General features: G+C 75.1%; 28 protein-coding genes. 14 read left to right on the forward strand and 14 right to left on the reverse strand.

Annotated features, from left to right (window positions below; genetic code table 11):
* Positions 1–50: 50 nt before the first annotated feature.
* The 6 genes from HNR12_RS19745 (at position 51) to HNR12_RS28625 (ending at position 9183) form a co-directional block, all read left to right on the forward strand.
* Positions 51–1037, forward strand: coding sequence for a UbiA family prenyltransferase (locus HNR12_RS19745; RefSeq protein ID WP_179768997.1), 987 nt, complete (start codon positions 51–53; stop codon positions 1035–1037).
* Entirely contained in the window at positions 1034–2386 is a 1353-nt protein-coding gene (locus HNR12_RS19750; protein WP_179768998.1) for a protoporphyrinogen/coproporphyrinogen oxidase, read from the forward strand. The genes HNR12_RS19745 and HNR12_RS19750 overlap by 4 nt, the downstream gene beginning before the upstream one ends.
* Complete coding sequence (locus tag HNR12_RS19755; protein WP_179768999.1) at positions 2373–3935, forward strand: class I adenylate-forming enzyme family protein; 1563 nt, start codon at positions 2373–2375, stop codon at positions 3933–3935. Before HNR12_RS19750 ends, HNR12_RS19755 begins: the two co-directional genes overlap by 14 nt.
* 631 nt (positions 3936–4566) lie before the next feature.
* Complete coding sequence (locus HNR12_RS19760) at positions 4567–6510, forward strand: CoA transferase (protein ID WP_217782665.1); 1944 nt, start codon at positions 4567–4569, stop codon at positions 6508–6510.
* Positions 6511–6652: 142 nt separating this feature from the next.
* Positions 6653–8359, forward strand: a complete 1707-nt coding sequence (locus tag HNR12_RS19765) for a class I adenylate-forming enzyme family protein (RefSeq protein WP_179769000.1) — start codon at positions 6653–6655, stop codon at positions 8357–8359.
* On the forward strand, positions 8356–9183 hold the full coding sequence (locus tag HNR12_RS28625; RefSeq protein ID WP_179769001.1) for a class I SAM-dependent methyltransferase: 828 nt from the start codon (positions 8356–8358) through the stop codon (positions 9181–9183). The genes HNR12_RS19765 and HNR12_RS28625 overlap by 4 nt, the downstream gene beginning before the upstream one ends.
* Before the next feature lie 140 nt (positions 9184–9323).
* Here HNR12_RS28625 and HNR12_RS19775 read toward each other — a convergent pair whose 3' ends face one another.
* Positions 9324–9647 carry a hypothetical protein gene (locus HNR12_RS19775; RefSeq protein WP_179769002.1) on the reverse strand — a complete coding sequence of 108 codons (324 nt, stop codon included), beginning with the start codon at positions 9645–9647 and terminating at the stop codon, positions 9324–9326.
* A 212-nt stretch (positions 9648–9859) separates the two neighbouring features.
* Positions 9860–10531: a TetR/AcrR family transcriptional regulator gene (locus HNR12_RS19780; protein ID WP_179769003.1), complete on the reverse strand. Its 672-nt coding sequence runs from the start codon at positions 10529–10531 to the stop codon at positions 9860–9862.
* Positions 10532–10652: 121 nt separating this feature from the next.
* Between HNR12_RS19780 and HNR12_RS19785 the strand changes: the two genes are divergently transcribed.
* Positions 10653–11531, forward strand: a complete 879-nt coding sequence (locus HNR12_RS19785) for an SDR family NAD(P)-dependent oxidoreductase (RefSeq protein ID WP_308251342.1) — start codon at positions 10653–10655, stop codon at positions 11529–11531.
* A 123-nt stretch (positions 11532–11654) separates the two neighbouring features.
* Positions 11655–12212: a peptidoglycan-binding domain-containing protein gene (locus HNR12_RS19790; RefSeq protein ID WP_179769005.1), complete on the forward strand. Its 558-nt coding sequence runs from the start codon at positions 11655–11657 to the stop codon at positions 12210–12212.
* A 43-nt stretch (positions 12213–12255) separates the two neighbouring features.
* On the opposite strand, the gene HNR12_RS19795 is transcribed toward HNR12_RS19790, so the two are convergent.
* On the reverse strand, positions 12256–13413 hold the full coding sequence (locus HNR12_RS19795; protein WP_179769006.1) for a 5-(carboxyamino)imidazole ribonucleotide synthase: 1158 nt from the start codon (positions 13411–13413) through the stop codon (positions 12256–12258).
* Between the two features lie 115 nt (positions 13414–13528).
* Between HNR12_RS19795 and HNR12_RS19800 the strand changes: the two genes are divergently transcribed.
* The 3 genes from HNR12_RS19800 (at position 13529) to HNR12_RS19810 (ending at position 16289) form a co-directional block, all read left to right on the forward strand.
* Positions 13529–14023 carry a GtrA family protein gene (locus tag HNR12_RS19800; protein ID WP_179769007.1) on the forward strand — a complete coding sequence of 165 codons (495 nt, stop codon included), beginning with the start codon at positions 13529–13531 and terminating at the stop codon, positions 14021–14023.
* Positions 14024–14280: 257 nt separating this feature from the next.
* Positions 14281–14949: a response regulator transcription factor gene (locus HNR12_RS19805; protein ID WP_179769008.1), complete on the forward strand. Its 669-nt coding sequence runs from the start codon at positions 14281–14283 to the stop codon at positions 14947–14949.
* Between the two features lie 62 nt (positions 14950–15011).
* On the forward strand, positions 15012–16289 hold the full coding sequence (locus tag HNR12_RS19810; RefSeq protein WP_179769009.1) for a sensor histidine kinase: 1278 nt from the start codon (positions 15012–15014) through the stop codon (positions 16287–16289).
* Positions 16290–16296: 7 nt separating this feature from the next.
* On the opposite strand, the gene HNR12_RS19815 is transcribed toward HNR12_RS19810, so the two are convergent.
* Complete coding sequence (locus HNR12_RS19815) at positions 16297–16914, reverse strand: MBL fold metallo-hydrolase (RefSeq protein WP_308118685.1); 618 nt, start codon at positions 16912–16914, stop codon at positions 16297–16299.
* Between the two features lie 209 nt (positions 16915–17123).
* Entirely contained in the window at positions 17124–17975 is an 852-nt protein-coding gene (locus tag HNR12_RS19820; RefSeq protein WP_338119800.1) for a DedA family protein, read from the reverse strand.
* Positions 17976–18462: 487 nt separating this feature from the next.
* Here HNR12_RS19820 and purE point away from each other — a divergent pair, with 487 nt between their 5' ends.
* Complete coding sequence (gene purE, locus HNR12_RS19825; RefSeq protein ID WP_338119801.1) at positions 18463–18999, forward strand: 5-(carboxyamino)imidazole ribonucleotide mutase; 537 nt, start codon at positions 18463–18465, stop codon at positions 18997–18999.
* Positions 19000–19070: 71 nt separating this feature from the next.
* On the opposite strand, the gene HNR12_RS19830 is transcribed toward purE, so the two are convergent.
* The 5 genes from HNR12_RS19830 to HNR12_RS19850 form a co-directional block, all read right to left on the reverse strand.
* Complete coding sequence (locus HNR12_RS19830; RefSeq protein ID WP_338119802.1) at positions 19071–19259, reverse strand: DUF397 domain-containing protein; 189 nt, start codon at positions 19257–19259, stop codon at positions 19071–19073.
* Positions 19260–19320: 61 nt separating this feature from the next.
* A complete protein-coding gene (locus HNR12_RS19835) occupies positions 19321–19512 on the reverse strand; it encodes a DUF397 domain-containing protein (protein ID WP_179769011.1) in 192 nt (63 codons plus the stop codon).
* 59 nt (positions 19513–19571) lie between these two features.
* Positions 19572–19844: a DUF397 domain-containing protein gene (locus tag HNR12_RS29565; protein WP_179769012.1), complete on the reverse strand. Its 273-nt coding sequence runs from the start codon at positions 19842–19844 to the stop codon at positions 19572–19574.
* 217 nt (positions 19845–20061) lie between these two features.
* Positions 20062–20241, reverse strand: coding sequence for a DUF397 domain-containing protein (locus HNR12_RS19845; RefSeq protein ID WP_179769013.1), 180 nt, complete (start codon positions 20239–20241; stop codon positions 20062–20064).
* Positions 20219–21028 (reverse strand): helix-turn-helix domain-containing protein, encoded by an 810-nt coding sequence (locus tag HNR12_RS19850; protein ID WP_179769014.1) that lies wholly within the window; start codon positions 21026–21028, stop codon positions 20219–20221. Before HNR12_RS19850 ends, HNR12_RS19845 begins: the two co-directional genes overlap by 23 nt.
* Before the next feature lie 354 nt (positions 21029–21382).
* Here HNR12_RS19850 and HNR12_RS19855 point away from each other — a divergent pair, with 354 nt between their 5' ends.
* Both HNR12_RS19855 and HNR12_RS19860 read left to right on the forward strand, forming a co-directional pair.
* A complete protein-coding gene (locus tag HNR12_RS19855; protein ID WP_179768761.1) occupies positions 21383–21787 on the forward strand; it encodes an ATP-binding protein in 405 nt (134 codons plus the stop codon).
* Between the two features lie 109 nt (positions 21788–21896).
* A complete protein-coding gene (locus tag HNR12_RS19860) occupies positions 21897–22127 on the forward strand; it encodes a helix-turn-helix domain-containing protein (RefSeq protein ID WP_179769015.1) in 231 nt (76 codons plus the stop codon).
* Between the two features lie 24 nt (positions 22128–22151).
* Here the strand turns inward: HNR12_RS19860 and HNR12_RS19865 are convergent, their stop codons facing one another.
* The 4 genes from HNR12_RS19865 to HNR12_RS19880 form a co-directional block, all read right to left on the reverse strand.
* Positions 22152–22760 carry a hypothetical protein gene (locus HNR12_RS19865; protein ID WP_246425135.1) on the reverse strand — a complete coding sequence of 203 codons (609 nt, stop codon included), beginning with the start codon at positions 22758–22760 and terminating at the stop codon, positions 22152–22154.
* A gap of 74 nt (positions 22761–22834) precedes the next feature.
* On the reverse strand, positions 22835–23251 hold the full coding sequence (locus tag HNR12_RS19870) for a CoA-binding protein (protein WP_179769016.1): 417 nt from the start codon (positions 23249–23251) through the stop codon (positions 22835–22837).
* Positions 23252–23323: 72 nt separating this feature from the next.
* Complete coding sequence (locus HNR12_RS19875) at positions 23324–24655, reverse strand: UDP-glucose dehydrogenase family protein (protein ID WP_179769017.1); 1332 nt, start codon at positions 24653–24655, stop codon at positions 23324–23326.
* 499 nt (positions 24656–25154) lie between these two features.
* A complete protein-coding gene (locus tag HNR12_RS19880; RefSeq protein WP_179769018.1) occupies positions 25155–25928 on the reverse strand; it encodes a hypothetical protein in 774 nt (257 codons plus the stop codon).
* Positions 25929–25968 lie beyond the last annotated feature (40 nt).

Raw genomic sequence — 25968 nt, forward strand, 5'->3', positions numbered from 1 at the left:
CCCGACCGCGCGGCCCCCTGCCGGGCCGCCGACACCTCCGCGGAGAAGCGATGGCCCACGACTCCCCACCCGCACCCGCACCGGCGCCCCGCCCCACCGGGCTGGCCAAGGCCGCCGCCTACGCCCGGCTGGCCAAGCTCGACATCATCGACTACTACCTCGGCCTCGTCCTCGCCTGGACCCTGCTGGCCCCGGCCGCGCGCTTCGAGCCCGCCGTGTGGGCGGCGCTGGTCCTGCTGCTGGTCGGCGAGGTCTGCATGGTCGCCGCCATGACCTCCTTCGACGACGTCACCGGCCTGCGCGACGGCAGCGACGCCGCCAACTACGGCCCCGACGCCCCCCGCCGCAAGCTCGCCCGCAAACCGCTGATCGCCGGAACCCTGACCGAACGCGAGGCGGTCCGGCTGGGCACCGCCGCCGCGGTCGCCGCGGCCCTGCTGTGGGCGTCCGCCGTGTGGGCGGCGCCGCACCAGCCGCCGTGGGCCGCCGCCGGCCTGGCGCTGTGCCTGTTCTTCGCCGTGCAGTACTCCTGGGGGCTCAAGATCAGCTACCGGGGCGGCCAGGAGGTCTTCCTCGTCGCCCTGGGCGTGGGCCTGCTGGTGGCGCCCTACGGCCTGCTCAGCGGCACGGTCCACGCGTTCGCCGTGGTCCAGGGCGTGCTGTTCGGCCTGGGGCCGCTGCTGTTCGGGGTGTACTCCAACACCAACGACATCCCCGGCGACGCCCGCGTGGGCCGGCGCACCGTCGCGGTCCTGGCGTCGCCGCGCGGCAACGCCGCCTTCGTGGGGGCGGTGTCGGCGGCCGAGGCGCTGATCATCGTCGGCGCCGCGGCGTCCGGGATCGCGCCGTGGTGGTTCCCGCTGGCCATGGCCCCGGTCATCGCGCTGCGCGCGCTCCAGTTCACCATCGGGTTCCTCCGCCACGACATCCTGCGCGCCCGCAACCTCGGCATCCGCGTCCACCGCGTCAGCGTGGCCCTGCTGGCCGCCGTCAACCTGGCCGCGCCCCTGGTCGGCGGGGCGGGGGCGGCGGCATGACCCCCGACCTCGACGTCGCCGTGGTCGGCGCGGGGGTCGCCGGCCTGGCCACGGCCCGCGCCCTCGCCCGCGCCGGGCACTCGGTGCGGGTGCTGGAGGCCGCCGACGCGGTGGGCGGGCGCATGCGCACGGTGCGGCGCGACGGCTGCCTGGTCGACACCGGCGCCGAGATGATCGCCGCGCGCGGCTACCCCGCCACCTGGGCGCTGATCCGCGAGCTCGGCCTCACCCCCGACGAGGTCCCCCGCGTCCCCGACGCCCTGGCCGTGTGGCACGACGGACGGGCCCGCCTGCACGCCGGGCGCCCGCTGGGCCTGCTCACCGGCGCGGGCCTGCCCGTACCGGCCCGCTGGGACCTGGTCCGGCTGCTCGCCCGGGCCCGCGCGGTGCGCGCCGACGCCGCCGAGCACTCCCCGGACGCGCGCCGCACCGTCGCCGAGCTCGCCGCCGACCACCACCCCGCCCTGGCCGACCGCCTGCTCGCGCCGCTGGTGCGCGGGTTCTTCGGCTGGCGCCCCGAGCGCGCCTCGGCCGCGCCGCTGCTGGCCCACCTGGCGGCCACCGGCAGCACCGCCGCCTGGTGCACCTACCGCGACGGCATGGACACCCTGGCCCGGCGCCTGGCCCGCGGGCTGGACGTGGCCACCGGCCACCCGGTGCGCGAGGTCGCCGAGGTCCCCGGCGGCGCCCGCGTGGCCTGGGACGGCGGCGGCCTGACCGCCCGCGCGGTGGTGCTCGCCGTGCCTGCCCCCGCCGCCCGCCTGCTGCACCCGGGCGCGCCGCCCGACGAGCGCGGCTTCCTCGACGCCTGCGCCTACGCGCCCATGCTGCGGGTGAGCCTCACCCTGGACCGGCCGCTTGCCGCGCGCCCCGACGGCCGCGGGTTCGCGGTGCTCGTGCCCGCCTCGGCCGATCCCGTGGTCAACGTGGTCACCGTCGACCACCGCAAGCACCCCGGCCGCGCACCGGCCGGGCGCGGCCTGGTCTCGGTGATCACCACGCCCGAGGCCACGGCCGAGCTGCTGGAGGCCTCCGACACCGAGACCGCCGACCTTGTCGTCGAGCGCGCCGAACCCTACCTGCCGGGACTGCGCGCGGCCCTGCGCACCGCCACGCCGCACCGGTTCCCCCACGGCCTGCCCGAGCCCACCCCCGAGGCCCTGCGGCTGCGCCCGGCCTTCCTCCGCCGGCCGCTGCGGGCGGTGGAGTACGCGGGCGACTGGCTGACCCTGCGCCCGTGCAGCGAGGGCGCCGCCGCCTCCGCGCTCATCACCGCGCCGCGCGTCCTCGACCTCCTGCGCCGCCGGTCCGCCCGCGCCACGGAAGGACACCACCATGAAGCGGCTTGACCCCGCCACGCTGTTCGACACGCTGGCCGCCGCGCACAGCCCCACCACCGTGCACCTGAGCCGGCCGCTGGACATCGCCCCCGACGGCGGCACGGCCTACGGCGCGGCCGGCCTCGCCGACCTGGTGGCCGACACGGCGGGCCGCCTGGCCGGGGCGGGCGCCGGCCCCGGCACCACCGTCGCCGTAATCAAGGACAACCACTGGGACTCCACCCTGCTGGCCTTCGCGGCGGTGCGCGTGGGCGCGGTGCCCGCGCCGATCTCCGACCACCTGCCGCCGGCCACCCTGGCCGTGCTGCTGGACCGGCTGCGCCCCGCCGTGCTGGTGACCACCCGCGCGGTGCTCAAGGCCGCCGCCGACGCGGGGGTGGTACTGCGCGCCGACCGCACGCTCAGCATCGACGGCCCCGCGCCCGGCGCGGCGGCGCTGGCCGAGGTCGAGCCGGGGCCGTCGGCCCCGCGCGGGCGCGCCGCCGACGACCCCCTGCTCATCGTGCACACCTCGGGCACCACCGGGGTGCCCAAGCTGGTCCCGCACTCCACGGCCACCATGGTGCGCCGGCTCATCGGCTTCGAGGCCCACCGCTGGCCCGTGCTGAGCAGCCGGCCCGACGACACCGTGGCGGCGGCCACCTCCTACGTGCACGGGCGCGCGTTCGCCTGGACCGCCAGCGTGCTGTGGCTGCGCCCGCGCGCGGTCGCGATCGTCGCCGACCACGCCCCGGCGGCGGCCGAGCCGTTCCTGCGTGCCCACCCGCCCACCACACTGGAGGCGCTGCCGGCCACCTACGTGCGGTGGCAGCCGATGGCGGCGCGCACCGACGTCTTCCGCGACGTCCGCCTCTACATCAGCACCTTCGACGCCATGCACCCGCCGGCCGTCCGCACCTTCCTCAACGCCACCACGCGCCGGCGGCCGCTGTGGATGCAGGGCTGGGGGCAGAGCGAGACCGGGCCGCTGACCTTCCGGTTCCTGACCCGCGCGGCCGTGGCCGCCCGGGGCGGGCGCCGGCCCACCACCCGCGACCTCGGCCACCCGGTGCCCACCCGCACCCGGCTGCGCGTGGTCGACCCGCACACCCTGCGGCCGGTGCCGCGCGGCGAGCCCGGGCTGATCCTGGCCCGCACCCGGGCGCTGGGGCTGGGCTACCTCGGCGAACAGGAGCGCTGGAGCGCCAAGGTCCGCGACGGCTGGTGGAACACCGAGGACATCGGCGAGCGCACCCGCTGGGGCGGCGTGCGGGTGCTGGACCGCGAGATCGACGCCGTGCCCGGCATGAGCTGCGTGGAGATCGAGGACATCGTCGACGACCGCATCCCCGAGGTCCTGGAGTGCGTGGTGCTGCGGACCCCGCAGGGCCCGCCGCTGCCGGTGGTCGCCACCGAGGACGGCCGCCTGGACGCGGGGGAGTGGCAGCGCGCCGTGCGGGACCTCCCCGCGCTGGCGCCGCCGGTGGTGATGGCGTGGGACGAGCTCCCGCGCACCGGCACCGGCAAGGTCCGCCGCCTGGAGCTGCGCCGCCGCCTCGTCGGCTCCCCCGACGCCTGACCGGGCCGCCCCCGCGGCCCGCCACCGCCCGATCCGCCCACATCGCAGTGAGGAGACAACCGCCCATGACCGCTGTCCCGCTGTTCCCGATACCGGGGAAGAACTGGACCACCGGCCCGGCCCCGGGCACCGCGCCCGGCCAGGGCGCCCCCGCCGAGCGCGGTGCCGCCCCGGGGCCCGCCGCCCGCCGGCTCCGCGCGGGAGGCGGGGGCTCCGCCCGCCCCTCCCGAACGGCCCGCGGGTCGGCCCGCCGCGCCGGCCCGGGCACCGCCCACCGGGCCTCCCGCGACGACGGCGTCCCGCCCGATACGTGCGCAGGCGCGCCGGCGGCGGCCCGCCGCGACCGCGCCGAGGGCACCGCGCCGCGCGGTCCGGGGCTTGCGACCGCCGGCCGGCCGCGCGGCGTCTCGTGGGTGTCGGCCCCTGGGGCGGGCCGCGCCGCCCGCGGCCGGGCGCCCGCCCCCGCGCCGCCCTCCCGCACCGCCGCGGCCCGGGGGGTGTCGTGGGTCTGCGCCGGGCGGCGCGGGCGTGCGGCCGGACCCGTTACGGCCGCCACAGCGGCCACGTCCGCCGCGCCGGGCGCGGTCGGGCCGCGCCGCGCGCGCCGGGCGCCGGGCGAGGGGCGGCGGGCATGACCGTGTCCGACGTCCAGGGCCGCGACACCGGCGCCGCGCCGCTGGCGGGCATGGCCGCGGCCCACCGCGGCGACTCCGCCGTCGGCGACGTCGCGGCGCGCCACCTCCGCCTGCTGGGCTGCGCCGACCTCGCCGAGCACGGCGGGTCCAGCGTGCCCGCGGCCCCGGCGGCGCGGCTGCTGCTCCACGACCCCGGCGGCCGGGGCGTCCTGGCCGAATGCGTGGCCGACTGGGCGGGCCCGATCGACGTCTGCGTCGTCGACGAGGCCACCGCGCAGGCGGCCTGCGGCATCATGCACGTCCACGGCCGCGCCCAGGGCGCGCCCGCCCCGCTCGGCGTGGACTACGCCTCCGCCGTCACCGGGGTGCTGGCCGTCCAGGGGCTGCTGGCCGCCGCCCTCGGCCGGCTGCGCGGCACCGGCCCGCGCGGCGTGGCCACCTCCGTCGCCCAGGGCGCGCTGCTCAGCGTCGGCCAGTACATCGCGGCGGCCACCGCGCCCGACGACGACCCGCGCGAGGCGGTGTCCCCGGGCGGGCCGCCGTTCACCTCGGCCGACGGCGTCCGGTTCGAGATCGAGACCCTGTACCCCGAGGGCTGGCAGCGCTTCTGGACCGCGCTGGGCGCCGACGCCCCGGCCCTCGCGCGGGGCTGGCCGCCCTTCCAGGGCCGCTTCGGCACGGCCACCAGCCCGCTGCCGCCGCACCTGCACGCCGTGGCGGCGGCCCGCCTCTACCGCGACGTGCTCGCCGCCGCCGAGGCCGCCGGTATCAGCGCGGTCCGGGTGCGCTCGGACGCGCCCGCCCCGCCCGAGCGGCTCGACGCCCACCGCCCGTGGCGGATCGCCGCCGCCGACGGCCTGGCGGCCCTCATGGCCGGTACCGGCCCCGCCGCGGCCTGGGCCGGCCCGGGCGCGCCCGGCGCCGGCGGGGCGCCGCGCCCGCGCGCGGCCTCCCACGACCGCCTGCCGCTGACCGGCCTGGTGGTGGTGGAGTCCACCCGCCGGGTCCAGGGGCCGCTGGCCGGCCACCTGCTGCGGCTGCTGGGCGCCGAGGTGGTGCGGGTCGAGCCCCCCGGCGGCGACCCGCTGCGCGGCGTGCCGCCGATGTCGGGCGACTGCTCGGCCCGGTTCCTCGCGCTCAACCGGGGCAAGCGCGTGGTCGAGATCGACATCCGCACGGCGGGCGGGCGGCGCGACCTGCGCGAACTCGCCGCCGGCGCCGACGTGTTCCTGCACAACTGGGCGCCCGGCAAGGCCGCCGCCCTGCGCCTGGACTCCGCCGACCTGCACGCCGTGCGGCCCGGCCTGGTCTACGCCTACGCGGGCGGCTGGGGCGAGGCGCCCGACGCCGAGGGCCTGCTGGGCACCGACTTCCTGGTGCAGGCGCACAGCGGCCTGGGCGCGCTGGTGCGCCCCGAGGGCGAGCCCCCGGCGCCGTCGCTGATGACGCTGACCGACGTGCTGGGCGCGCTGACCTGTGTGGAGGGCGTGCTCGCCGGGCTGCTGGCCCGCCTGCGCACCGGCTCGGGGCAGCGCGTGGACACCTCGCTCTACGACGCCGCGCTGGTGCTGTGCCGGACCGCCCTGCGCGGCCGGGGCGCGCAGCGCCGGTGGCGGCGGCCGCGCCGGTCGCCGCTGGAGGGTCCCCTGGCCACGGCCGACGGCCACCTCGCGCTGTCCGCGCGCGCCCGCCGCGACCCCGCGGAGCTGCTGCGCGCCCTGGGCGCGCCGCCCGCGGCGGCCGACCTCCCCGCCGCCGTGGCCGCGCACTGCCGCGAGCACACCACCGCCGACCTCACCGCGGCCCTGACCGCCGCCGGCCTCCCGGCCGCCGAGGTCGGCACCGACCTCGCCGCGCTCGCCGCCGACCCCCGGTTCGCCCGCGCGCTGACCAGCGACGGCTCGGTGTTCGTCCGCTCGCCCTGGGAGTTCTTCGGATGAGCCGGGCACGCCTGACCGGGGGCGCGGCGGCGGGCGCGCCGGGGCGCGTCCGGGCGCGGCCCCGCGCCGGCGGCGGCCGGCCGTGTTGTGCGCCCCTGCTCCAAGGGGCCTGTCCTGCTGGGTTTTCGTGGGGGTACCGGGTATGACCGCTTCCTGGACGTCGAAGAACGGCGTCGTCCTGACCGATCTCGTGCCCGCGGGGCTGCGCCGCACCTGGGTCGAGCGAGGGTACTGCCCCGACCGGGACCTGTACTCGCTGTTCGCCGAACGGGCGCGCGAGCACCCCGGCCGGGACGCCGTCATCGACTCCGAGGGCATCCTCGACTACGCCGGGCTGGCCGCCCGCGTGCGGCGGATCGCCGCCGTGCTCGCCGACGCCGGGCTCGGCGCCGGCGACATCGTCGCGATCCAGCTGCCCAACGGCCGGCGGGCCGCCGCCGCCGAGCTCGCGGTCGCCGCGGTCGGGGCCGTCTCGCTGCCCTACCCCGCCATGCGGGGGCGCCTGGGCATCACCGCGCTGCTGCGCCGGTCGCGGGCGAGCGCGGTGATCACCGGCGACGCCCCCGGCCGCACCGGCGCCGCCGAGGGGGTGCTCGACCTGTGCCGGGACCTCCCCCACCCCGTGTCCGTCCTGGCCTTCGGCGCCGCCCCCGCCGGGGCGGTGGCGCTGGAGCCCGCGTTCGCCCACGACCCCGGCACCCCCGACGCGTGGCCGGGGCCGCCGGTCGACCCCGAATGGCCCGCGCGGATCCTGGTGACCTCGGGCTCCGAGGCCGAGCCCAAGATGATCGCCTACTCCCACAACGCCGTGGCCGGCGGGCGCGGCAACTACGTGGCCGCGCTGCACGACGGCTCGGTGCCCATGCGCAACCTGGTACTGGTGCCGCTGGCGTCCTCCTACGGCTCGCTGGGCGTGCCGGTCACCCTGGCCCGCCTCGGCGGCACCCTGATCGTCCTGGACGGCTTCGACCCCCGCGCCGCCCTGCGCGCCGTGGCCGCCCACCGGCCCACCCACCTCTTCGCGGTGCCGACCATGCTGCGCCGCATCGCCGACCTGCCGCGCCCGCCCGGCGAGGACACCTCGGCCCTGCGCACCGTGGTGACCAGTTCGGCGGTGATCGAGGCCGACGTCATCGCGGCCGCCGAGGAGCGCTTCGGCTGCCCGGTGCTCAACGTCTACGGCTCGGCCGACGGCATGAACTGCCACACCCCCTACGGTTCCAGCGCGCTGCCCGGCGGCGTCACCGGCCCGCCCGACCCCGCCGTCGCCGACATCCGGATCGCCGGGCCCGACGGCCGCCCGCTGCCGCCGGGCGAGGAGGGCGAGATCTGGGCGCGGGGCCCCATGAGCCCGCTGTGCTACGTCAACGCCCCCGAGCTCGACGCCCGCTACCGCGCCCCCGGCGGCTGGGTCCGCAGCGGCGACCGCGGCCGGATCGAGCCCGACGGCGCGCTGCGGGTCATCGACCGCATCAAGCGGGTGGTCAAGCGCGGCGGCTACACCATCAGCCCGCGCGAGGTCGAGACCCAGGTCGCCGGGCATCCGGCGGTGGCCGAGGCGGTGTGCGTGCCGGTGCCCGACCCCGACCTGGGCGAGCGGCTGTGCGCGTGCGTCGTGCCGCGCCCCGGCGCGGGCCCGCTGACCCTGGCCGGACTGGCCGCGTTCCTGGAGGACCGCGGCCTGGAGCGCGCCAAGCTGCCCGAGCGGCTGCTGCTGCTGGACGAACTCCCGCTCGGCGCCACCGGCAAGGTCTGCCTGCCCACCCTTGCGGCGCTGGCCGCCGCCGGGAGACCGGAGGGGGCGCCCGCCGCGCCCGCCGCCCCGGCGCGCGACGGGGGGCCGCGGTGACCGCGCCCGCGCCCGCTCCGGACCCCGCCCCCGGTCCCGTCCCCGGCTATGCCTTCGACAACGACAGCGTCCACGCCGCCGAGCAGCACGGCTGCCTGGCCGCCGCCTACGACCCCGCCACCACCGCCCGGCTGGAGCGCACCGGTGTGGGACCGGGCTGGCGCTGCCTGGAGGTCGGCGCGGGCCAGGGCAGCGTGGCCGCGTGGCTGGCCCGCCGGGTGGCCCCCTCGGGGCGCGTGGTCGCCACCGACATCAAGCCCGGCCGCATCCCCGCGGTGCCCGGCCTGGTGGTGCTGCGCCACGACATCGTGCGCGACCCGGTGCCCGAGGGCGCCTACGACCTCGTGCACGCGCGGCTGGTGCTGTCCCACCTGCCGGAGCGGCGCGCGGTGCTGGCGCGGCTGCTGCGATCGCTGCGGCCCGGCGGCTGGCTGCAGGTCGACGAGTTCGACGCCGCCCACCACGCCGCGCTGCTGCCGGCCGACCCCGCCGCCCGCGACCTCTACACGCGGTTCCAGCGGGCCAAGGCCGACGTGCTGCGGGCCGCGGGCGGCGACCCCGAGTGGGGCCGGCACGCCGCGGCCGACATGTGCGACGCCGGGTTCACCGAGGTCGACCCCCTGCCGCGGGTGGAGTTGTGGGACGCGGGTTCGGCCGGGGCGCGGCTCCAGGCCCACCACACCCGCCACCTGCGGGACCGGCTGGTGGCCGTCGGCATGACCGACGAAGAGCTGGCGCGGGTGCGGCTGCTCCTGGCCGACCCCGCGTTCCGCGCGTCCTCGTGCGTGTTCTACACGGTTCAGGGGCGGCGGCCCGCCGCCTGACGGGGCGGGGGAGCAGGGGCCGGGGGCGGGCGGACCGCAAGGACGGAGCGGCCCGCCCGCCCCCGGTTTTCCACGGCGGTTCCCGCGCCCATGCCCGGTGGGGCGCGGGGAACATGGGCGCCGCGGAAGTGTTCGCGGTCCTAGCGGACCGAGAATGCGAATACGCCGTCGAGGCCGCCGGGCGGCGCGTGCCATCCGCGGTTGGGCGGAACGGTAATTCCCGGGCCGAAGCACAGCGAATTCCCGTGGATGACGACGTCGGTGTCGGTGCGGTTGATCAGGACGTGCGCGGTGCCGGGCAGGCTGTAGCAGCCCGGAGCGGGGTTCTCGTGCACGTCGAGGTCCTCGACCTCGGTCTTGAACACGACGACCTCGCCGGTCGCCGCGTGCGCCGCGCCGGCGGGCAAAAGGGTGAGGGCGCCGGTCAGCGCGACCGCCGCGAGGGCGGAAAAGAGCGTTCGCATGCATACTCCCGTGCGGGGCGAAGAATGGGTTCGGGGATGCGTTCCGGTGGTTATCCGCCGGAACGGAACGGGCCTCTTGAATTCTCGCCGCAGGCGTCCGAACGCGTCAATCGGTTCGCGGATGAACGGCGCTTTCCATTTCCGGCCGGTGGATTTCCGGGCCGCCGAATTGCATTTGCCGGAGAATGTCGTGATTGCCGTTCCCGTCCGGGTCACTCCCGCCGGCCGGTGCCGTCCCGCCCGGGGGCGGCCGCGCCGCGCAGGCCGTCGAGGGCGGCGGCGACCAGCGCGTCGGCGAAGGCGTGGGTGAGCGGGCCGGTGCGGTGCAGCCAGCGGGCGGTCAGCGGACCCCAGATCAGGTCCACGGCGAGGTCGAGGTCGAGGTCCTCGGGCAGGTCCCCGACCCGCTGCGCGCTGCGCAGCCGGTCCTTCTTGGCCTCGCGCAGGGGGCCGTCCAGCCGCTCGGCGTAGCTGCGGGCCAGGGCGGGGTCGTGGGCGATCTCGGTGCTCAGCGCGCGCAGCGGCTCGGAGAAGCGGGGGTCGGCGAACTCGTCGACCGTGGCGCGCAGCACCAGCCCGAGGTCGGCCGCGAGGTCGCCGGTGTCGGGCAGTGCGGCCGTGCCGCCGCCGGGGTCCTGCGCCAGCATCAGCACCGCGTCGAAGAGCACCGCGCCCTTGGACGGCCACCACCGGTAGATGGTCTGCTTGCCCACGCCGGCCCGCGCGGCGATGCCCTCGATGCTCAGCCTGGCGTAGCCGACCTCGCCGACCAGGTCGAAGGCGGCCGTCAGGATGGCGCGCCGGGACGCCTCGCTGCGCCGCGCGGCGTTGGGGGTGCGGTCCCTGGCGGTGCCGCCCGCGGGGGAGTTGCGCTCTGTGCTCACCCCGCGATGCTACCAAACCGAAGACGAGACGGTCCGTCTTGACAAGTGGGCGTCCATGCCGCATGGTGGTGACCACGAGAGGCGATACGGTTCGTCTCGCGAGCTTCCCGGAGGCGATTCCGTGACCACCACCTCTCCCGCCCGAGACCGCGTCTGGTTCATCACCGGCGCCAGCCGCGGCCTGGGCCGGGCGTTCGCCGAGGCGGCGCTGGCCGCCGGCGACCGGGTGGCCGCCGCCGCCCGCGACACCGAGGCCCTTGCCGCGCTCGCCGCCGACCACCCCGGCCGCGTGCTCGACCTGCCGCTCGACGTCACCGACCGCGCCGCCGTCTTCGCGGCGGTGGACCGCGCCGCCGACCACTTCGGCCGCGTCGACATCGTGGTCAACAACGCCGGCACCCTGAGCATGGGCGCCGTCGAGGAGTTCACCGAGGCCGAGGCCCGCGCGCAGATGGAGGTCAACTTCTTCGGCGCGCTGTGGGTCAGCCAGGCCGCCCTCGGGCGGATGCGGGCCCAGGGCGCGGGCCACATCGTGCAGGTCTCCAGCATCGGGGCCGTGGCCGGCCACGCCTCCACAGGGCTCTACAGCGCGAGCAAGTTCGCGCTGGAGGGCATGAGCGAGGCCCTGGCCGCCGAGGCCGCCCGGTTCGGGGTGCGCGTCAGCATCGTGCAGCCCGGCGGGTACTGGACCGAGCTGTACACCCGGATGCGCACCGCGCAGCCGATGGCGGAGTACGACCCCATGCGCGCCGAACTGGAGGAGCAGTACGCCTCGGCCGGGCCCACCGACAGCGAGCCCCGGCTGGCGGCCGAGGCCGTGCTCACCCTCGTCGACAGCGACGACCCGCCCCGGCGCCTGCTGCTGGGCGGCATGGTCTACGACCTCGCCTTCGACGTCTACCGCGGCCGCATGGCGGAGTGGGAGCGGTGGGAGGACGTCAGCCGCGCCGCCGAGCACCCGGTGCCGCCGCCGGAGTGGCTGTTCCCCGCGGCCGGGTAACGGGCCGGGGCGGGTGCGCGGGCGGCGCCGGCCGCGCACCCGGCGAACACCGGGTGAACGACGCCAACCGGCGGGTCGTGGCCCGCGTCACATGGATGCCCCGCCACACGAGAGGGAGGCGCCATGACCACGAAACGCCGAGCAGCCGCCGTCGCGGCCGCCACCGGGATCGCCCTGGCCCTGGGCGGCCTGAGCGCCCCGGCGGCGCTGGCCGACGGCCCTCGCACCCCGCCCGCCGTGGCCGAGGCCGTCCAGGCCCGCCCGTGGGTGGTCCTCAGCGAGGGCGACCGCGAGTACCGCGTGCTCGCGGTCGCCGCGATCCTCGCCGAGGAGCGCTTCTACCACAAGGAGCCGATCGCCACCTTCGACGCCGACCTGGTGGCCGCCGTCGAGGAGTACCAGGCGGCGCGCGGCCTGCCGGTCACCGGAGTGGTCGACGGCGCGGTGTGGGAGGCGCTGTCCGACGACGTCGGCCTGGTGCGCGCCGGCGACTCCCGGCCGGCCCTGGTCAACGGCCTGGAGCACTCGCTGACGCACCTGGGCTACTCGCCCCTGGACCACGGCGGGTTCACCCGCGCGGTGAAGGCGTTCCAGCGGGACCGGCGCATCGGCGTGGACGGGGTCATCGGCCCGATCACCTTCCGCGCGATGTACGCCGAGGGCGCCGAGGACCCCGTCTGACCCCGGCGGGCGGGCGCCGCCGGTGCGGCGGCCCGCCCGGGGCTCAGCCCTGGTCGCCGCGCAGGTAGGCGGCGGCGTCGCGGGCGCGCGCCAGCAGGTCGGCGGGGTCGTCGCCGGCCACGTTCACGTGCCCGATCTTGCGCCCCGGCCGCACCTCCTTGCCGTAGAGGTGCACCTTGACCTCGGGGTCCTTGGCCATGACGTGGATGTAGCGGCCGTAGACGTCGGGGTCGGCGCCGCCCAGCACGTTGGCCATCACCGTGTAGGGCGCCGTGGTGCGCGGCGAGCCCAGCGGGAGGTCCAGCACCGCGCGCAGGTGCTGCTCGAACTGCGAGGTGCGCGCGCCGTCCATGGTCCAGTGCCCGGAGTTGTGCGGGCGCATGGCGAGTTCGTTGATGACGATCCCGTCGTCGGTCTCGAGCAGCTCCACGGCCAGCAGGCCCACCACGTCCAGCGCGTGGGCAAGGTCGATCGCCAGCTCCTGGGCGCGGAGCGCCTTGTCCTCGGGCAGGTCCGGCGCCGGCGCGATCACCTCGTGGCAGATGCCGTCGCGCTGCACGGTCTCGACCACCGGGTAGACCGCGAGCTGGCCGTAGGGCGAGCGCGCGACCTGCACCGCCAGCTCGCGGCGGAAGGCGACCTTCTCCTCGGCCAGCAGCTGCACGCCGGCATCGTCGGCCCGCGCCAGCACGGCGGCGGCCTCGGCGGGGTCGGCCACCACCCACACGCCCTTGCCGTCGTAGCCGCCGCGCGCGGCCTTGAGCACCAGCGGCCAGTCGGCCTCGGCGCCGAACGCCTCGATCTGCTCGATCGCGCTGACCGCGCGCCAGCGGGGGCAGGGCAGGCCGAGCTCGGTGGCGCGGGTGCGCATGCGCAGCTTGTCCTGGGCGTGCTGGAGCGCGGCGCGGCCGGGGCGCACGACCGCGCCGGCGGCCTCGACCTCGCGGAGCACGGGCTCGGGCACGTGCTCGTGGTCGAAGGTGAGGACGTCGCAGGACTTGGCGAAGGCCAGCAGGTCGGCCAGGCCGCGGTCGTCACCGAGCTGGACGTCGCCGCACACCCGCGCGGCGCTGTCGCCGGGCGACCCCGCCAGCACCCGGAAGTCCACACCCAGCGCGATACCGGCCTGGTGCGTCATCCGGGCGAGCTGGCCGCCGCCGACCATGCCGACGCGGGGGACGGACCGCTGATGCTCGCTCACAGTGCCTCATTCGTTCGGTGGTGGGCCGCGCGGGGCGGGGGTAGGCTGACACGGCGCCCGAACGGGCGCCCTACGGAATTCTAGTGACCACCTGGGTAAAGGAACCGAGTCCCCCGTGCCCGCCCCGATCCGCGACCGGCTGCCCCGGCTGCTGCGCGAACTCGCCAAGTTCGGCACCGTCGGCGGGGTCGCCTACGTCGTGCAGCTCGCGGCCACCAACCTGTTCTGGCTGGTGCTGGACGCCCCGCCGCTGGTCGGCCAGGCGCTGGGCGTGCTGATCGCCACGGTGGTGGCGTTCCTGGGCAACCGGTTCTGGACCTTCGCGCACCGCGCGCGCACCGGGCTGGGCCGCGAGTACCTGCTGTTCTTCCTGTTCAACGCGGTGGGCCTGGGCATCCAGCTGGCGTGCCTGGGGGTGTCGGTCTACCTGCTGGGCCTCGACGGCCCGCTGGCCCGCAACATCGCGGGCAACGTCGTGGGCGTGGGCCTGGGCTCGCTGTTCCGGTTCTACGCCTACCGGCAGTGGGTGTTCCCCGACGCGGGCGAGCCGGAGGCCGCCGCGCCCGGGCCCCAGCCGGAGTCGGCGCCGCGCGCCTCCGAGCCGTCCTGAGCGGCCGTCCCCGCCTCCTCGGCCCCGCCCCTTCCCGGTCCCCTCCCGCCACCGTCCACCGGTGCGAGCCGCCGCCGTGCCCGGCGGCGCGGCGTAATGCGAAATTCGGCGATAAGCGCGCTGGTTTGGCGGGGATTGCGGAATGGAAACACATTGTCCGCTATGTTCCGCTCTGTCGGCGGGTATTTTCCGGTCGAGCCGGGCCCATACGGCGCGCATGATAGGGAAACGCGCCCGGTGGAATTACGATCAACCGCATGACCTGCGTTTTGCTGGCCGAAGACGATACCTCGATCTCCGAGCCCCTTGCGCGCGCACTTCGCCGTGAAGGGTACACGGTCGATGTCACCGTCAACGGCAACGAGACCCTCGACCGCGCCCGCGCCGGGGACATCGATCTGATGGTCCTCGACCTCGGGCTGCCCGAAATGGACGGCCTGGAAGTCGCCCGACGGCTCCGCGCCGAGGGCCACGGCACGCCGATCCTCATCCTCACCGCCCGTGCGGACGAGGTCGACACCGTCGTGGGCCTGGACGCGGGCGCCGACGACTACGTCACCAAGCCCTTCCGGCTGGCCGAGCTGCTGGCGCGGGTGCGCGCCCTGCTGCGCCGGGGCGGCGCCGAGGTCCCCGTGGTCCACGGCGTGCGCATCGACAACGACTCCCGGCGCGCCTGGATCGGCGACCGCGAGCTGCAGCTCACCACCAAGGAGTTCGACCTGCTCCGGGTGCTGGTGCGCGACGCCGGCAAGGTGGTGACCCGCGAGCAGATCATGCGCGAGGTGTGGGACACCAACTGGTGGGGCTCCACAAAGACGCTGGACATGCACATCTCCTGGCTGCGCCGCAAGCTCGGCGACGACGCCAACCAGCCGTCCTACATCACGACCGTCCGGGGTGTCGGCTTCCGCTTTGAACGCGACTAGGCCGCGGCGCACCGCCCCGCGACGTCTGGCAACCGCGCCGGCCGCCGGGACGAAGGGGTGACATGCGCAGGCGGATGCTGTTCTCCACCCTGGTGGTGGCCGTGATCGCGGTGCTGCTCCTCGGGCTGCCCCTGGGCGCGCTCACCTACACCACGATCCACACCCAGAGCACGAGCCAGCTCCAGCAGGAGGCCGACATCATCGCGGCCGAGGTCGACGACGAACTGGAGGACCAGAGCACGGTCAACCTGGAGCGCCTGACCGAGGTGCATCCGGGCCGCCACATCGAGATCGAGCTGGCCCGCTCCGGCGAGGTGCTGCAGGCCGGGGGCTGGGAGTACGACCCCGGCGCCCCCGACGCGCCGCCGTCGCTGCGCGCCACGTCGACCTCGCGCGCCGGAAACGTCATCACCGTCTGGCGCGACACCCAGCGCCTCCAGGAGAGCATCCTCAACGCCTGGGCGGGGATCGCCTCGCTGTCCCTGCTGGCCATCGGCGTGGCCGTGGGCCTGGCCATGCTCCAGGCGCGCCGGCTGACCCTGCCGCTGGTCGACCTCGCCGCCACCGCCGAGCGGCTGGGATCGGGGGTGGCCACCCCCTGGGGCCACCGCTACGGGATCTCCGAGGCCGACCGGGTCGCCGAGGTCCTCGACCGCAGCGCCGAGCGCATCGCCGGGCTCATCGCCACGGAGCGCCACTTCGCCACCGACGCCTCCCACCAGCTGCGCACGCCGCTGACGGCGCTGTCGATGCGCCTGGAGGAGATCATCGCCGAGGCCGACAAGCCCGAGGTCGTGCGCGAGGAGGGCGAGGCCGCGCTGGCCCAGACCGAGCGGCTGGTCGAGACCGTGGAGAGCCTGCTGGGCCGGGCGCGCAAGAGCCAGAACCCCGAGGCCAAGGTGGTGGAGCTGGACGAGGTCCTGGAGCGGTTCGTCGCCGAGTGGCGGCCCATCCTGCGCGCGGAGGGCCGCGACGTCGAACTCGCCGGCGAGCGCGGGCTGCGCGCCGCCGTCGCGCCCACCGACCTCACCCAGATCATGGCGACCCTGGTCGACAACGCCCGCAAGCACGGCGCCGGAACGGTGACCGTGCGCACGGTCCAGGGCGGGGGGTCGGTGCGGGTGGAGGTCAGCGACGAGGGCCCGGGAATCCCCGAGGACCTGAGCGGGCGGATCTTCGAGCGCGAGGTGACGGGCGGCAACGGCACCGGGCTGGGCCTGGCCCTGGCCCGCCACATCGCGGAGTCGGAGGGGGCCCGGGTCGAGCTGATCCAGGCCCGCCCCACGACGTTCGCGCTGTTCCTGCCGCCCGGGGGCGGCCAGACCTCCTCGCCCGTGTAGGGGCGGCTCAGTACCCCCGGTCGATCCACTCGGCCAGGTGCGGTGCCTCGCCGCCCACGGTGGTGGGGCCGCCGTGGCCGGTGCGCACCACGGTCTCGCCGGGCAGCGACAGCAGCCGCCCGCGGATGGACTCGATGATGGTGGGGAAGTCGGAGAACGACCGGCCGGTGGCGCCCGGGCCCCCCTGGAACAGGGTGTCGCCGGTGAAGACCGTGCCCAGGTCGGGCGCGTACAGGCTCACCGCGCCGGGGCTGTGCCCGGGAGTGTGCAGTACCTGGAGGTCCACGCCCCCCGCGCTGAGGATTTCGCCGTCCAGCAGCGGGGCGTCGGGTTCGCGGTCGGGGTAGACCATCGCCCACAGTTCGGCGTCGGCGGGGTGCAGCAGGATCGGCGCGTCGGTGAGGTCGGCCAGCCGCGCGGCGGCGTTGATGTGGTCGTTGTGCGCGTGGGTGCACACCACGGCCATCAGCTCCCGGTCGCCCAGCGCGCGGGCGATCGCCTCGTGGTCGTGGGCCGCGTCGATGACCACCGCCGTGCGGTCGTCGCCGACGATCCACACGTTGTTGTCGACCTCCCACTCCCCGCCGTCGAGGCGGAAGGTGCCCGAGGTGACCAGGTGGTGGATGGGCGCCGCCGGGGACGGGGGCGCCTCGGGGGCCGTGTCGTCGGGGTCGGGCCGGTGTGCCGCGCTGTCGCTGTCCATCGGTCGCGAAACCTCCTCCACCTCGTCCGGCGCGGGCCACCACAGTATCCAACGCGCCCGGGAAAAAGCGCGGGAGCGCGGCCCGCGCGGGCCGCGCTCCCGGGTGGCGGACCCGAACGCCGCGGCGCGGGTCAGGCGCCGTGCCGTCCGCCGTGGTCGGGCCGGTCGGCGCGGTGGGCGCGGTGCGCGCCGCCCGCCATCGGGGCCGCCCCGGGGCCGCCGGCCATGGGGGCCGCGCCCGGGCCGCCCGAGGGGCCGGCGCCGCCCGAGGAGCCGGGACCGGGGTGGCCGTTGCGGCGGCGCAGGTAGTTGCGGCGCAGGCGGGCCACGACGAACCACAGGAACAGCAGGCCGATGATGACCAGCACCGCGTCGCTGAGCAGGCCGCTCCAGCGCTCCAGGACCGGGGCGATGGCCGGTCCGAACGCGAAGCCCAGGCCGATCCAGATGCTGTTCCACACCGCGCTGCCGACGAAGGTGTAGGCGGTGAACTTCCAGAAGCCCATGCGCTCGATGCCGGCCGGGATCGAGATCAGGCTGCGCACCAGCGGCACGCAGCGGCCGATGAGGACGGCGATCCCGCCCCAGCGGGCGAAGAAGCGCTCGGCCTTGTCGAAGTCCTCCAGGTCGACCAGCGGCATCTTCTCGACGACCCAGCGGGTGCGCTCGCGGCCCAGTGCCGCGCCGATGAAGTACAGCAGCCAGGCGCCGATCACCGCGCCCACCGTGGCCGACAGGATGGCCAGCCACACGTTCATCCGGCCCTCGTAGGCCAGGAAGCCCGCTCCGGGCAGCACCGCCTCGCTGGGCACGGGCGGGAACACGGTCTCGATCAGCAGCGCGAGACCCACCCCCACCTCGCCGATGGTCTCCATCAGGCTCAGGACCCAGCCGATGAAGCCCTCGTACTCATGCCCCGGAACGGCGTCGGTGGCCGGCCGCTGCGCTGCGGCGATCAGATACGGCCAAGAGGTCGATTGCACGCGATATCAGCTCCGTCGGAAAAGGTGATCGAGGCAAGACAGAAGGGGGCGGAATCCGCAGACCGGGCCGGCGCGGGCGGCCGTCGCACTTCCGCGTACGGTCCGTATTCTGCCTGGTTTGCGGACGGCATGAAATACATGGCCGGTGCGCGAACGCGGGGCGGAAGCGGGAACTGCGGCGACGCGCGCCGGTGGGGCGGTCGTGAACTGCGGTTTCCTCCGGGCGGGGCCGCCTGCGGCCCCTCGCCCGGATTCCATTGTGGCCGAGGCGGTGCTCGCCGCGCACTGCGGAAGACCGCAGGTTCGCCGCCGACGCGCCCCACCCCGGCGCTGGGGCAACCCTGCGGCGCGCCCGGCGGCCCGCCGCACGGACCCGCCCGGGGCCCCGGCCGTAGGATCGGCACGCCGCGCGCATCCGCACGGCCGCCCGCGGGCCGCCGCGCCGACCCGCGGCAAGCACCCGCCTACCTGCAAGGGAGAACCAGCTGTGAGCGAGGACGCCCCCACCGTCGGGATCGTGATGGGCAGCGACTCCGACTGGCCGGTGATGGAGGACGCCGCCAAGGCGCTGGAGGTGTTCGGCATCTCCTACGAGGCCGACGTCGTCTCGGCGCACCGCATGCCGCACGAGATGATCGCCTACGGCTCTGAAGCGGCCGAGCGGGGGATCAAGGTCATCATCGCGGGCGCGGGCGGGGCCGCCCACCTGCCGGGCATGCTCGCGGCGGTCACCCCGCTGCCGGTGATCGGCGTCCCGGTGCCGCTGCGCCACCTCGACGGCATGGACTCCCTGCTGTCCATCGTGCAGATGCCCGCGGGCGTCCCGGTGGCAACGGTCGCGGTGGGCGCCGCCCGCAACGCCGGACTGTTGGCCGCCCGCATCCTGGGCGTGGAGGACCCGGCCCTGCGCAAGCGCATGCGGGAGTTCCAGGAGGAGCTGCGCAACCAGGCCAAGGAAAAGGGCGAACGCCTCCGCCGCCAGTCCTCGCCGGGTAGCGCCTCGGCGGGCTTCGGCGCCGCGTAGACCCCGGACAAGGGAAGACCCCTCCGGCTGACCAACCGGAGGGGATACACGCTGGGGGAGGACTGTAAGGGCTACAGTTCGGCGGCCTTGACCGCCGTGAGGAACGCCGCCCACTCGCCGGCGGGCATGCTCAGGTGCCCGGCGTCGCGGTTCTTCGTGTCACGCACGGCCACCCCACGGGTGGAGGTCGCCGCTATTTCCACGCATTCGCCCTTGGCTGTGCTGTAGCTACTGGTACGCCAGCGTTCGTCCGCGATCACCAGGTCTCTCCTCTTTCCAGCAGCCTTAGTGATGTGGGTACTGCGTTTCCCACGAGGAGGGTTACAGCGCGGCGGCCTTGACCGCTAAGAGGAAGGCCGCCCACTCGGTGGCGGGCATGCTCAGGTGTCCGGTGTCGCGGTTCTGCGTGTCGCGGACATCGGCTCCGGCGGCGTGTTCCCGGACCTCCACGCAGTTCTCTCCGGCCGAACTGTATGAGTTTTTGTGCCAGGCATCACGGTGCTCAGTTGCCATGGCCTTGTCCTTTCCGTGGGTGCTTCCCCTGGTGCGAGTGCGGCGGGGAAGCGAGAAGCTTAGAGATCAGCGCCTTTGACGGTTCCGATGAACGCTGTCCATTCGACGGCTGAGAAGGCCAAGTGCCCGTGTTCGCGGTGTTGGGTGTCTCGCACAGCGGCGCCACGGGCGGCCGTTGCCGTGACCTCCACGCACGACCCGCCCTTGCTGTTGCTGTAGCTGCTCTTCCTCCAGGTGCCCTGAATGACGCTCACTGGCACGACTCCTCCGCCTTTTCGGCCAATTCTTCCGATGATGGAGGGGCAAGCACCATGGCGCGAAGGGCCGACCATCCTTACGGATTCGAGGGTGTGTTCCTGATGCGGGAGAGGATGCCTTCGGCGCCCTGGTCGAGCAGCGCGGACGCGGACCGCTTGCCGAGGTACATCGGGGCGCAGTGCGAGCAGTTGGAAGATTCGCCGGGGCGAGGCGGGACGAGCAGCCCCGGGGAGGGTGCGCCTTGGCGAGACCCCTCCGGCCGTCAACCGGAGGGGCAGGTGGTTGGGAGGGCTACAGGTCGGCGGACTTGACGGCTGTGAGGAAGGCCGCCCAGGCCTCACGCGGTACCACCAGGTGCCCCGCCGCGCGGTTTTGCGTATCGCGCACGAGCACCGCTTCGGGTGTTTCGCTGATCTCTACGCACTCGCCCCCCGTTGATGTGCTGTAACTACTCTTCCGCCAACTGGTCACGTTTCCTCCGTATCAGGTCTGCCGACTCCGGCGGACTCAGCGCGAGCGCCCGCAAGTCCTCAAAGCCTGAGCGGTAGCGGCGCACGTCAGCTTCCTTGTGATCGACGCTGGCCGCGAAGCGGCTCTCTAGCACCAGCACCACCTCGCCACCTGGAAGGTGAAGAAGAAGGAAGCTGCCGTCCATCCCCGAATGAGGCGCATGGTACAGAGGAAGGACTTGCACGCTGACATGGGGCTTCTCTGCCATGGTGAGCAAGTGGTCGAGTTGTCCGACCATCACGGTAGCGCCCCCCACCGTGCGCAGCAGCACCGATTCATCGAGAACGAAGCGGGCAAGCGGTGGCCCGTCTCGCCAAACGGTCTCCTGTCGCCTCTGGCGGTTACGTACTGAGTCCTCTATCCGCTCAGCGCTTGCAGTAGGCGTACCAGCGCGGAAGGCAGCACGCGCATACGCTTCGGTCTGTAGCAGTCCCGGCACCCACGCCAACTGCCATTGCCCGATTTGCTCGGCTTGCATCAGCAGTGGATCGACCTCTGCCATCCATGGGGTGCCGGGTCGGGTACGCGCTATGAGGCTTGTCAGTTGATCGCCGGTCCCCAGAGCCTTGTCCAAAGCCTCGGCATGCTTGGGTTTGCAGTCGCGGATTCCCCGCTCCATCGCACCGATCATTCCAGCCGAAATCGGAAGCCTCTCGGCAAGTCGGTCTAGCGATAGATCACGGGCTTTGCGCATGCGTCGAATCTCGCGGCCTATCCGAAGCCATTCTTCGCGTGGTTCGTCAGCCATGCTTGTACTTCACCACGAAACCACCACTGATCACAACAGCTATCACAACATGGCCAGCACGGATTTGCTCAGCTGTGTATTACCACTAGCCTTCACCGGCTGTGGGCCGCGATCGTAGGCATGAGCGTCACAACGCCGAACAACAATTCGGCCCTGCCGGTGATGTGAGCACCGGGCAGGGCCTTGATCCCCGACCTGAGAGAGCAGGTGGAGACCCGTGCTGAACCCTATACGCCCGCAATCGCCCTATACGCCGCGCCATTCCACGCGCTACCGCCCCCGCCACGCGCGGGCCGGTCGGATCCGGCCCTACCTGTGGTGGAGCCGCCCCGACGTGTGGTGGGGCAGGCGGGCATGAACACCGCCATCCACTGCCGCGCCTTCGCGCGCTATGTCGACCAGGTCGCACGCGCCCGCGCGTGGCTGGAGGACACACTCGCCACGGCCGGCCACATCCCCGACGACGCCCGGGCCACCGCCGTGCTGCTGCTGTCCGAAGCCGTGACCAACGCCGTCCTCCACACCACAAGCAGGACCATCACGGTCCGCGTGGAACTCTCCCCCGGACGGCTGCGCGTGGAGGCCCAGGACGAGGGCACCGGAGCCACCAAGCCCCACGTGGTCCAGGCCGACCCCGACGCCGAGCACGGGCGCGGACTGCGCATCATGAGCGCCTTCGCCCACGAATGGGGCTGCCTGGACCACAGCCCCGGCCTCTACTACGTCATCGCGTTCACACCCGGAAAGGCCGCCCCCTGACCAGGCCGCGGACTGATCCGCGCCCGCGATCCACCCCGCCCGCCTCCGTGCGAGACCCCGGCGGGCGGGGGTGCCCGACCCCTTGGACACCGACCCCCCGGACGGAGCCATGAACACCCAGCACCCGCAGCACGCCACGCACCCCGCGCCGCAGCCCTCGCCCCGCTTCTACACCCCCGCCGAGGTCCGCGACATCTTCCGCATCAGCCAGTCCACCGTCCGCCGGTGGACCGACACCGGCCACATCCGCACCGCCCGGACCGTGGGCGGCCACCGCCGCCTCTACGCCGACGACGTCGACGCACTGCTCAGCGGCGGCGACACCGATGGCACGCGGTAGGCCGGGTGGGCCGGGTAGGCCGGATCAGTCCATCCCCCAGCGCGCCCACACATCCGCCGGAACCCGCTCGACCATGCCGGTCAGCGCCTCGATCCGGGACTCCGGGTCGCGCGGGCCGCCGCCGTCGCTGGTGCAGATCAGCACATCGCGGTCCAGGACGAGGTCGGTGAACCCGTGCTCGCGGATGTCGTCGCGCAGCGACTCCGTCAGCAGCTCCACGGCGAACTGGGTCTCGGGCCCCTCGGCGTAGATGTCGCGGGCATCGCCCGTGCTGTCGCGGATGTAGAGGTAGGGCACCGGCACCGGCAGCGCCACCGCGTACACCTCGATGGTCTGCCACGGCGCGTCCCGCTCGCCGTGGTGGACGTAGTCGAACAGCCGGAACAGCCGCCCCCGGTGCCGCCCCGCCACCTCGTGGCGCACCCGCCCGATGGGGCCGGGCGGCAGCGCTGTGCGCGGCCAGCCCTGGATGGCGCGCTGGTTGCGCTCGGTGTAGCGCCACCCGTGCGCCTCGGCCAGTTCGCGGCGCGCCACGGCGCGCGCGGAGTCGTCGGGCTCGGGCTGCGCGGTGGCCGTGGCGGCCCCGGCCGGCGCGGAGCGGTCTGCGGAGCGGAGGAAGCGCGGACGTCGCATGCCCGCCCCCTACCCCGCCGCGCCGCGCGCGAATCGGGGGCGCGGGCGGTGCCCCGCCGCCGTGCGGTGCGCGCTCATCCGAGCAGCCTCGGCCACTCGATGGCCGGGCAGCGGTCCATCACCATGGTCCGCCCGGCGCCGCGCACCCGCTCGGCCGCGTCGGGGTCGACCACGCCCAGCTGGAACCACACCGTGGTGATGTCGGGCCGGGCGAGCGCCTGGTCGGCGATCTCCCCGGCGTCGGCCGAGCGCCGGAACACGTCGGCCACGTCGACCTCGAACGGGATGTCGGCGAGCGAGGCGTAGCCCTGCTCGCCGTGCACGGTCGCGGCGCTGGGATGCACGGGCACGATCCGCTTGCCCTTGCTCTGCAGGAACCGCGCCACGCTGTAGGCGGGGCGGGTGGGGTTGTCGCCCAGCCCCACCACGGCCCACACCCGGCTCTCGGTCAGCACCCGCCGGATGGTGTCCTCGTCACTGGCAGCCTTCATGGGTCCCATTGTGCTCCGCCGCCCCGGCCGCCGCCGCGCGGGGCGGGCACGGCGGGTCGGCGGGTCGCGGGGTCAAGGGCGGCCGAGCGCGCGGTAGGTCCAGCCCCGGGAGCGCCAGTACTGGGGGTCGAGCGCGTTGCGGCCGTCCACGATGCGCGGCTCGGCCACGACCTTGGCGAGTTCGTCGGGGTCGGCGTCGCGGAACTCGGCCCACTCGGTCAGCAGCAGCACGACCTCGGCGTCGCGGGCGGCCTCCAGCATGCTGTGGGCGTAGCGGAGGTCGGGGTGCTCGCGCTGGGCGCGCTCCAGGGCCTCGGGGTCGTAGACGGTGACCACCGCGCCCAGCGAGGCGATGGTCGAGGCGACGTCCAGGGCCGGGCTGTCGCGGATGTCGTCGGAGTTGGGCTTGAACGCCGCGCCCAGCACGCCCACGGTGCGCCCGGCGAAGCTGCCGCCGATCAGCCCGCGCGCGATGTCGACAGTGCGGGCCCGCCGCCGCTGGTTGATGGCGTCGACCTCGCGCAGGAACGACAGCGCGGGCTCCACGCCCAGTTCGTCGGCGCGGGCCATGAACGCCCGGATGTCCTTGGGCAGGCAGCCGCCGCCGAACCCCAGGCCGGGGCCGAGGAACTTCCCGCCGATGCGGTCGTCGTAGGACAGTGCCTCGGCGAGCTTGATCACGTCGGCGCCGGCCGCCTCGGAGACCTCGGCCATGGCGTTGATGAACGAGATCTTGGTCGCCAGGAAGGCGTTGGCCGACACCTTGACGAGTTCGGCGGTGGCCAGGTCGGTGACCAGGAACGGGATGCCCTCGTCCAGCTGCGGCGCGCACAGCCGGCGCATGGCGGCCTCGACGCGGGGGGAGTCGGTGCCGATCACGATCCGGTTGGGGTGCAGGGTGTCCTCGACCCCGAACCCCTCGCGCAGGAACTCCGGGCTCCAGCCCAGTTCGACGTCGGCGCCGGCGGGCGCCAGCTCCGCGATGCGCTTGGCCAGGCGCTCGGCGGTGCCCACGGGCACCGTGGACTTGCCGATGATGATGGAGGGGTGGTCCAGCAGCGGCGCGAGGCTGTCGACGGCGGCCTCGACATAGCTGAGGTCGGCGGCGTTGGAGTCGGCCCGCTGGGGGGTGCCCACGCACAGGAAGTGGACGTCGGCGAACTCCGCGACCTCGGTGTAGTCGGACGTGAACCGCAGCCGCCCGTTGGCGAGGTTGCGGGTCAGCACCTCCTCAAGACCCGGCTCGTAGAACGGCACGCGGCCGGCGGACAGGCTCTCGATCTTGGTCGGATCGACGTCGAGGCCCAGCACCTCGAAACCGAGTTCGGCCATGCAGGCGGCATGCGTGGCACCCAGGTACCCGGTGCCGATCACCGAGATCCGGCTGCGCGATTCTGCGACCAATGGTCCGTCCTTCCCAGCTGTGCTGCCCTCGCCGCCGTCCGAGCCGAAGTCCCCGGCCCGCCGCGGCCCTGGAATGGTATATGCGGGTCGCGGCAATGGTGGTGCCGGTGGCGGCGCGCGGCGTGCGAGGTACGCCTCTCGTGGCGCGGTGCCCGGCCTCGGGGACGGGGACGGTCGGTGTGTGCCGGCGCCTCCGCGCGGCGCCGGACGCGGGCCGACTGTGTACCCCGTGAGCCCGCCGCTACGCGTCGTGGCCCTTTTTTTCGTTCACCGCTTTCTCGCTCGCCACGCGGCCGACGCGGGGGCGGCCGAGGATCGGTCGCCGACTCGGAGCCCGGTGGACCGGGTGAGAGAACACGTGATCCTGCGATGGTGCGGGCGGAGGGTGGCGAGTCACGAGCGGCTGGTCGACTACAAGATTACCCGTGGGTAAAAGATGGCGGTAGGGCGGCGGCGCGCGGGCGCGGCGCGCGCCCGCCCGGTGCGGCGGGCGGTGCGGTCAGCGCGACACGCCGGGCCCGCTGTCCTCCCAGCCCGGCGGGCGCCCCGGTGCGGCGTCGGTGGGTCCGCCGCCGGGCGGGGCCGCGCGCGGGGGGTCGGTCCAGCCTGCCTGCGCGGCGCCGGGTCCCGAGGTGTGGTGGCGCGGCGGCATGCCGTCGACGTCCCAGCCGGCGGTGGGCGTGCCCTGCGGCGGGGTGCCCGTGGGGCCGGGCGCGGGGGCGCCGTCGCGGCGGTGGTGGCGCCCGTGCCCCGGGCCGTCGTCGGGGCCGGGGTAGTCGGGATAGTCGCGGTAGCCGGCGGTGTAGGCGTCGTCGTCCCCGGGCGGTCCGCCGGTCTCCGCGGGACGCCGCCGCCCGCGCCAGCGCGACGGCCACAGCGCCGAGAACACCAGCGCGGAGCCCACCAGCAGGAGCGCCGGCCCCCAGGCGAACCAGACGTCGGGCGAGTCGGGGGTGAGGAGGTCGCCGGCGCGCGGCAGCGCCTCGGGCGGGGCTGCGGTGCGCAGTACGCCCAGGGCGGCCAGCGCGAGCCCGGCCACCAGCGCCGCCAGCGGCGAGACCCGCGAGCCCGCCAGCAGGCCCAGCAGCAGGCCGAGGACCACCAGCGCCCCGACCGGCACCGCCCACTCCGGCGCGCCGGGGATGTCGGCGAGGCCGGGGTCCAGGCCCGCCTCGGCCGGCCACAGCGGCGCCCAGGCCAGCCCGAAGGCCAGGACCGGGGCCAGCAGGATCCCCAGGAGCAGCCCCAGCACGTGGCGCAGGGCGTTGGACATGGCGACCGCCTCCTCAGCGTGGACCCTCTACGCTAACCGC

Source organism: Streptomonospora nanhaiensis (genome assembly GCF_013410565.1).
In the GTDB taxonomy this organism is placed as follows: Bacteria; Actinomycetota; Actinomycetes; order Streptosporangiales; family Streptosporangiaceae; genus Streptomonospora; species Streptomonospora nanhaiensis.

Coding starts and splice junctions, on each gene's coding strand:
- HNR12_RS19745 (WP_179768997.1), top strand. CDS start 51: ATGGCCCACGACTCCCCACCCGCACCCGCACCGGCGCCCCGCCCCACC.
- HNR12_RS19750 (WP_179768998.1), top strand. CDS start 1,034: ATGACCCCCGACCTCGACGTCGCCGTGGTCGGCGCGGGGGTCGCCGGC.
- HNR12_RS19755 (WP_179768999.1), top strand. CDS start 2,373: ATGAAGCGGCTTGACCCCGCCACGCTGTTCGACACGCTGGCCGCCGCG.
- HNR12_RS19760 (WP_217782665.1), top strand. CDS start 4,567: ATGACCGTGTCCGACGTCCAGGGCCGCGACACCGGCGCCGCGCCGCTG.
- HNR12_RS19765 (WP_179769000.1), top strand. CDS start 6,653: ATGACCGCTTCCTGGACGTCGAAGAACGGCGTCGTCCTGACCGATCTC.
- HNR12_RS19775 (WP_179769002.1), bottom strand. CDS start 9,647: ATGCGAACGCTCTTTTCCGCCCTCGCGGCGGTCGCGCTGACCGGCGCC.
- HNR12_RS19790 (WP_179769005.1), top strand. CDS start 11,655: ATGACCACGAAACGCCGAGCAGCCGCCGTCGCGGCCGCCACCGGGATC.
- HNR12_RS19805 (WP_179769008.1), top strand. CDS start 14,281: ATGACCTGCGTTTTGCTGGCCGAAGACGATACCTCGATCTCCGAGCCC.
- HNR12_RS19810 (WP_179769009.1), top strand. CDS start 15,012: ATGCGCAGGCGGATGCTGTTCTCCACCCTGGTGGTGGCCGTGATCGCG.
- HNR12_RS19835 (WP_179769011.1), bottom strand. CDS start 19,512: ATGGCAACTGAGCACCGTGATGCCTGGCACAAAAACTCATACAGTTCG.
- HNR12_RS29565 (WP_179769012.1), bottom strand. CDS start 19,844: ATGGTCGGCCCTTCGCGCCATGGTGCTTGCCCCTCCATCATCGGAAGA.
- HNR12_RS19850 (WP_179769014.1), bottom strand. CDS start 21,028: ATGGCTGACGAACCACGCGAAGAATGGCTTCGGATAGGCCGCGAGATT.
- HNR12_RS19855 (WP_179768761.1), top strand. CDS start 21,383: ATGAACACCGCCATCCACTGCCGCGCCTTCGCGCGCTATGTCGACCAG.
- HNR12_RS19860 (WP_179769015.1), top strand. CDS start 21,897: ATGAACACCCAGCACCCGCAGCACGCCACGCACCCCGCGCCGCAGCCC.
- HNR12_RS19865 (WP_246425135.1), bottom strand. CDS start 22,760: ATGCGACGTCCGCGCTTCCTCCGCTCCGCAGACCGCTCCGCGCCGGCC.
- HNR12_RS19870 (WP_179769016.1), bottom strand. CDS start 23,251: ATGAAGGCTGCCAGTGACGAGGACACCATCCGGCGGGTGCTGACCGAG.
- HNR12_RS19880 (WP_179769018.1), bottom strand. CDS start 25,928: ATGTCCAACGCCCTGCGCCACGTGCTGGGGCTGCTCCTGGGGATCCTG.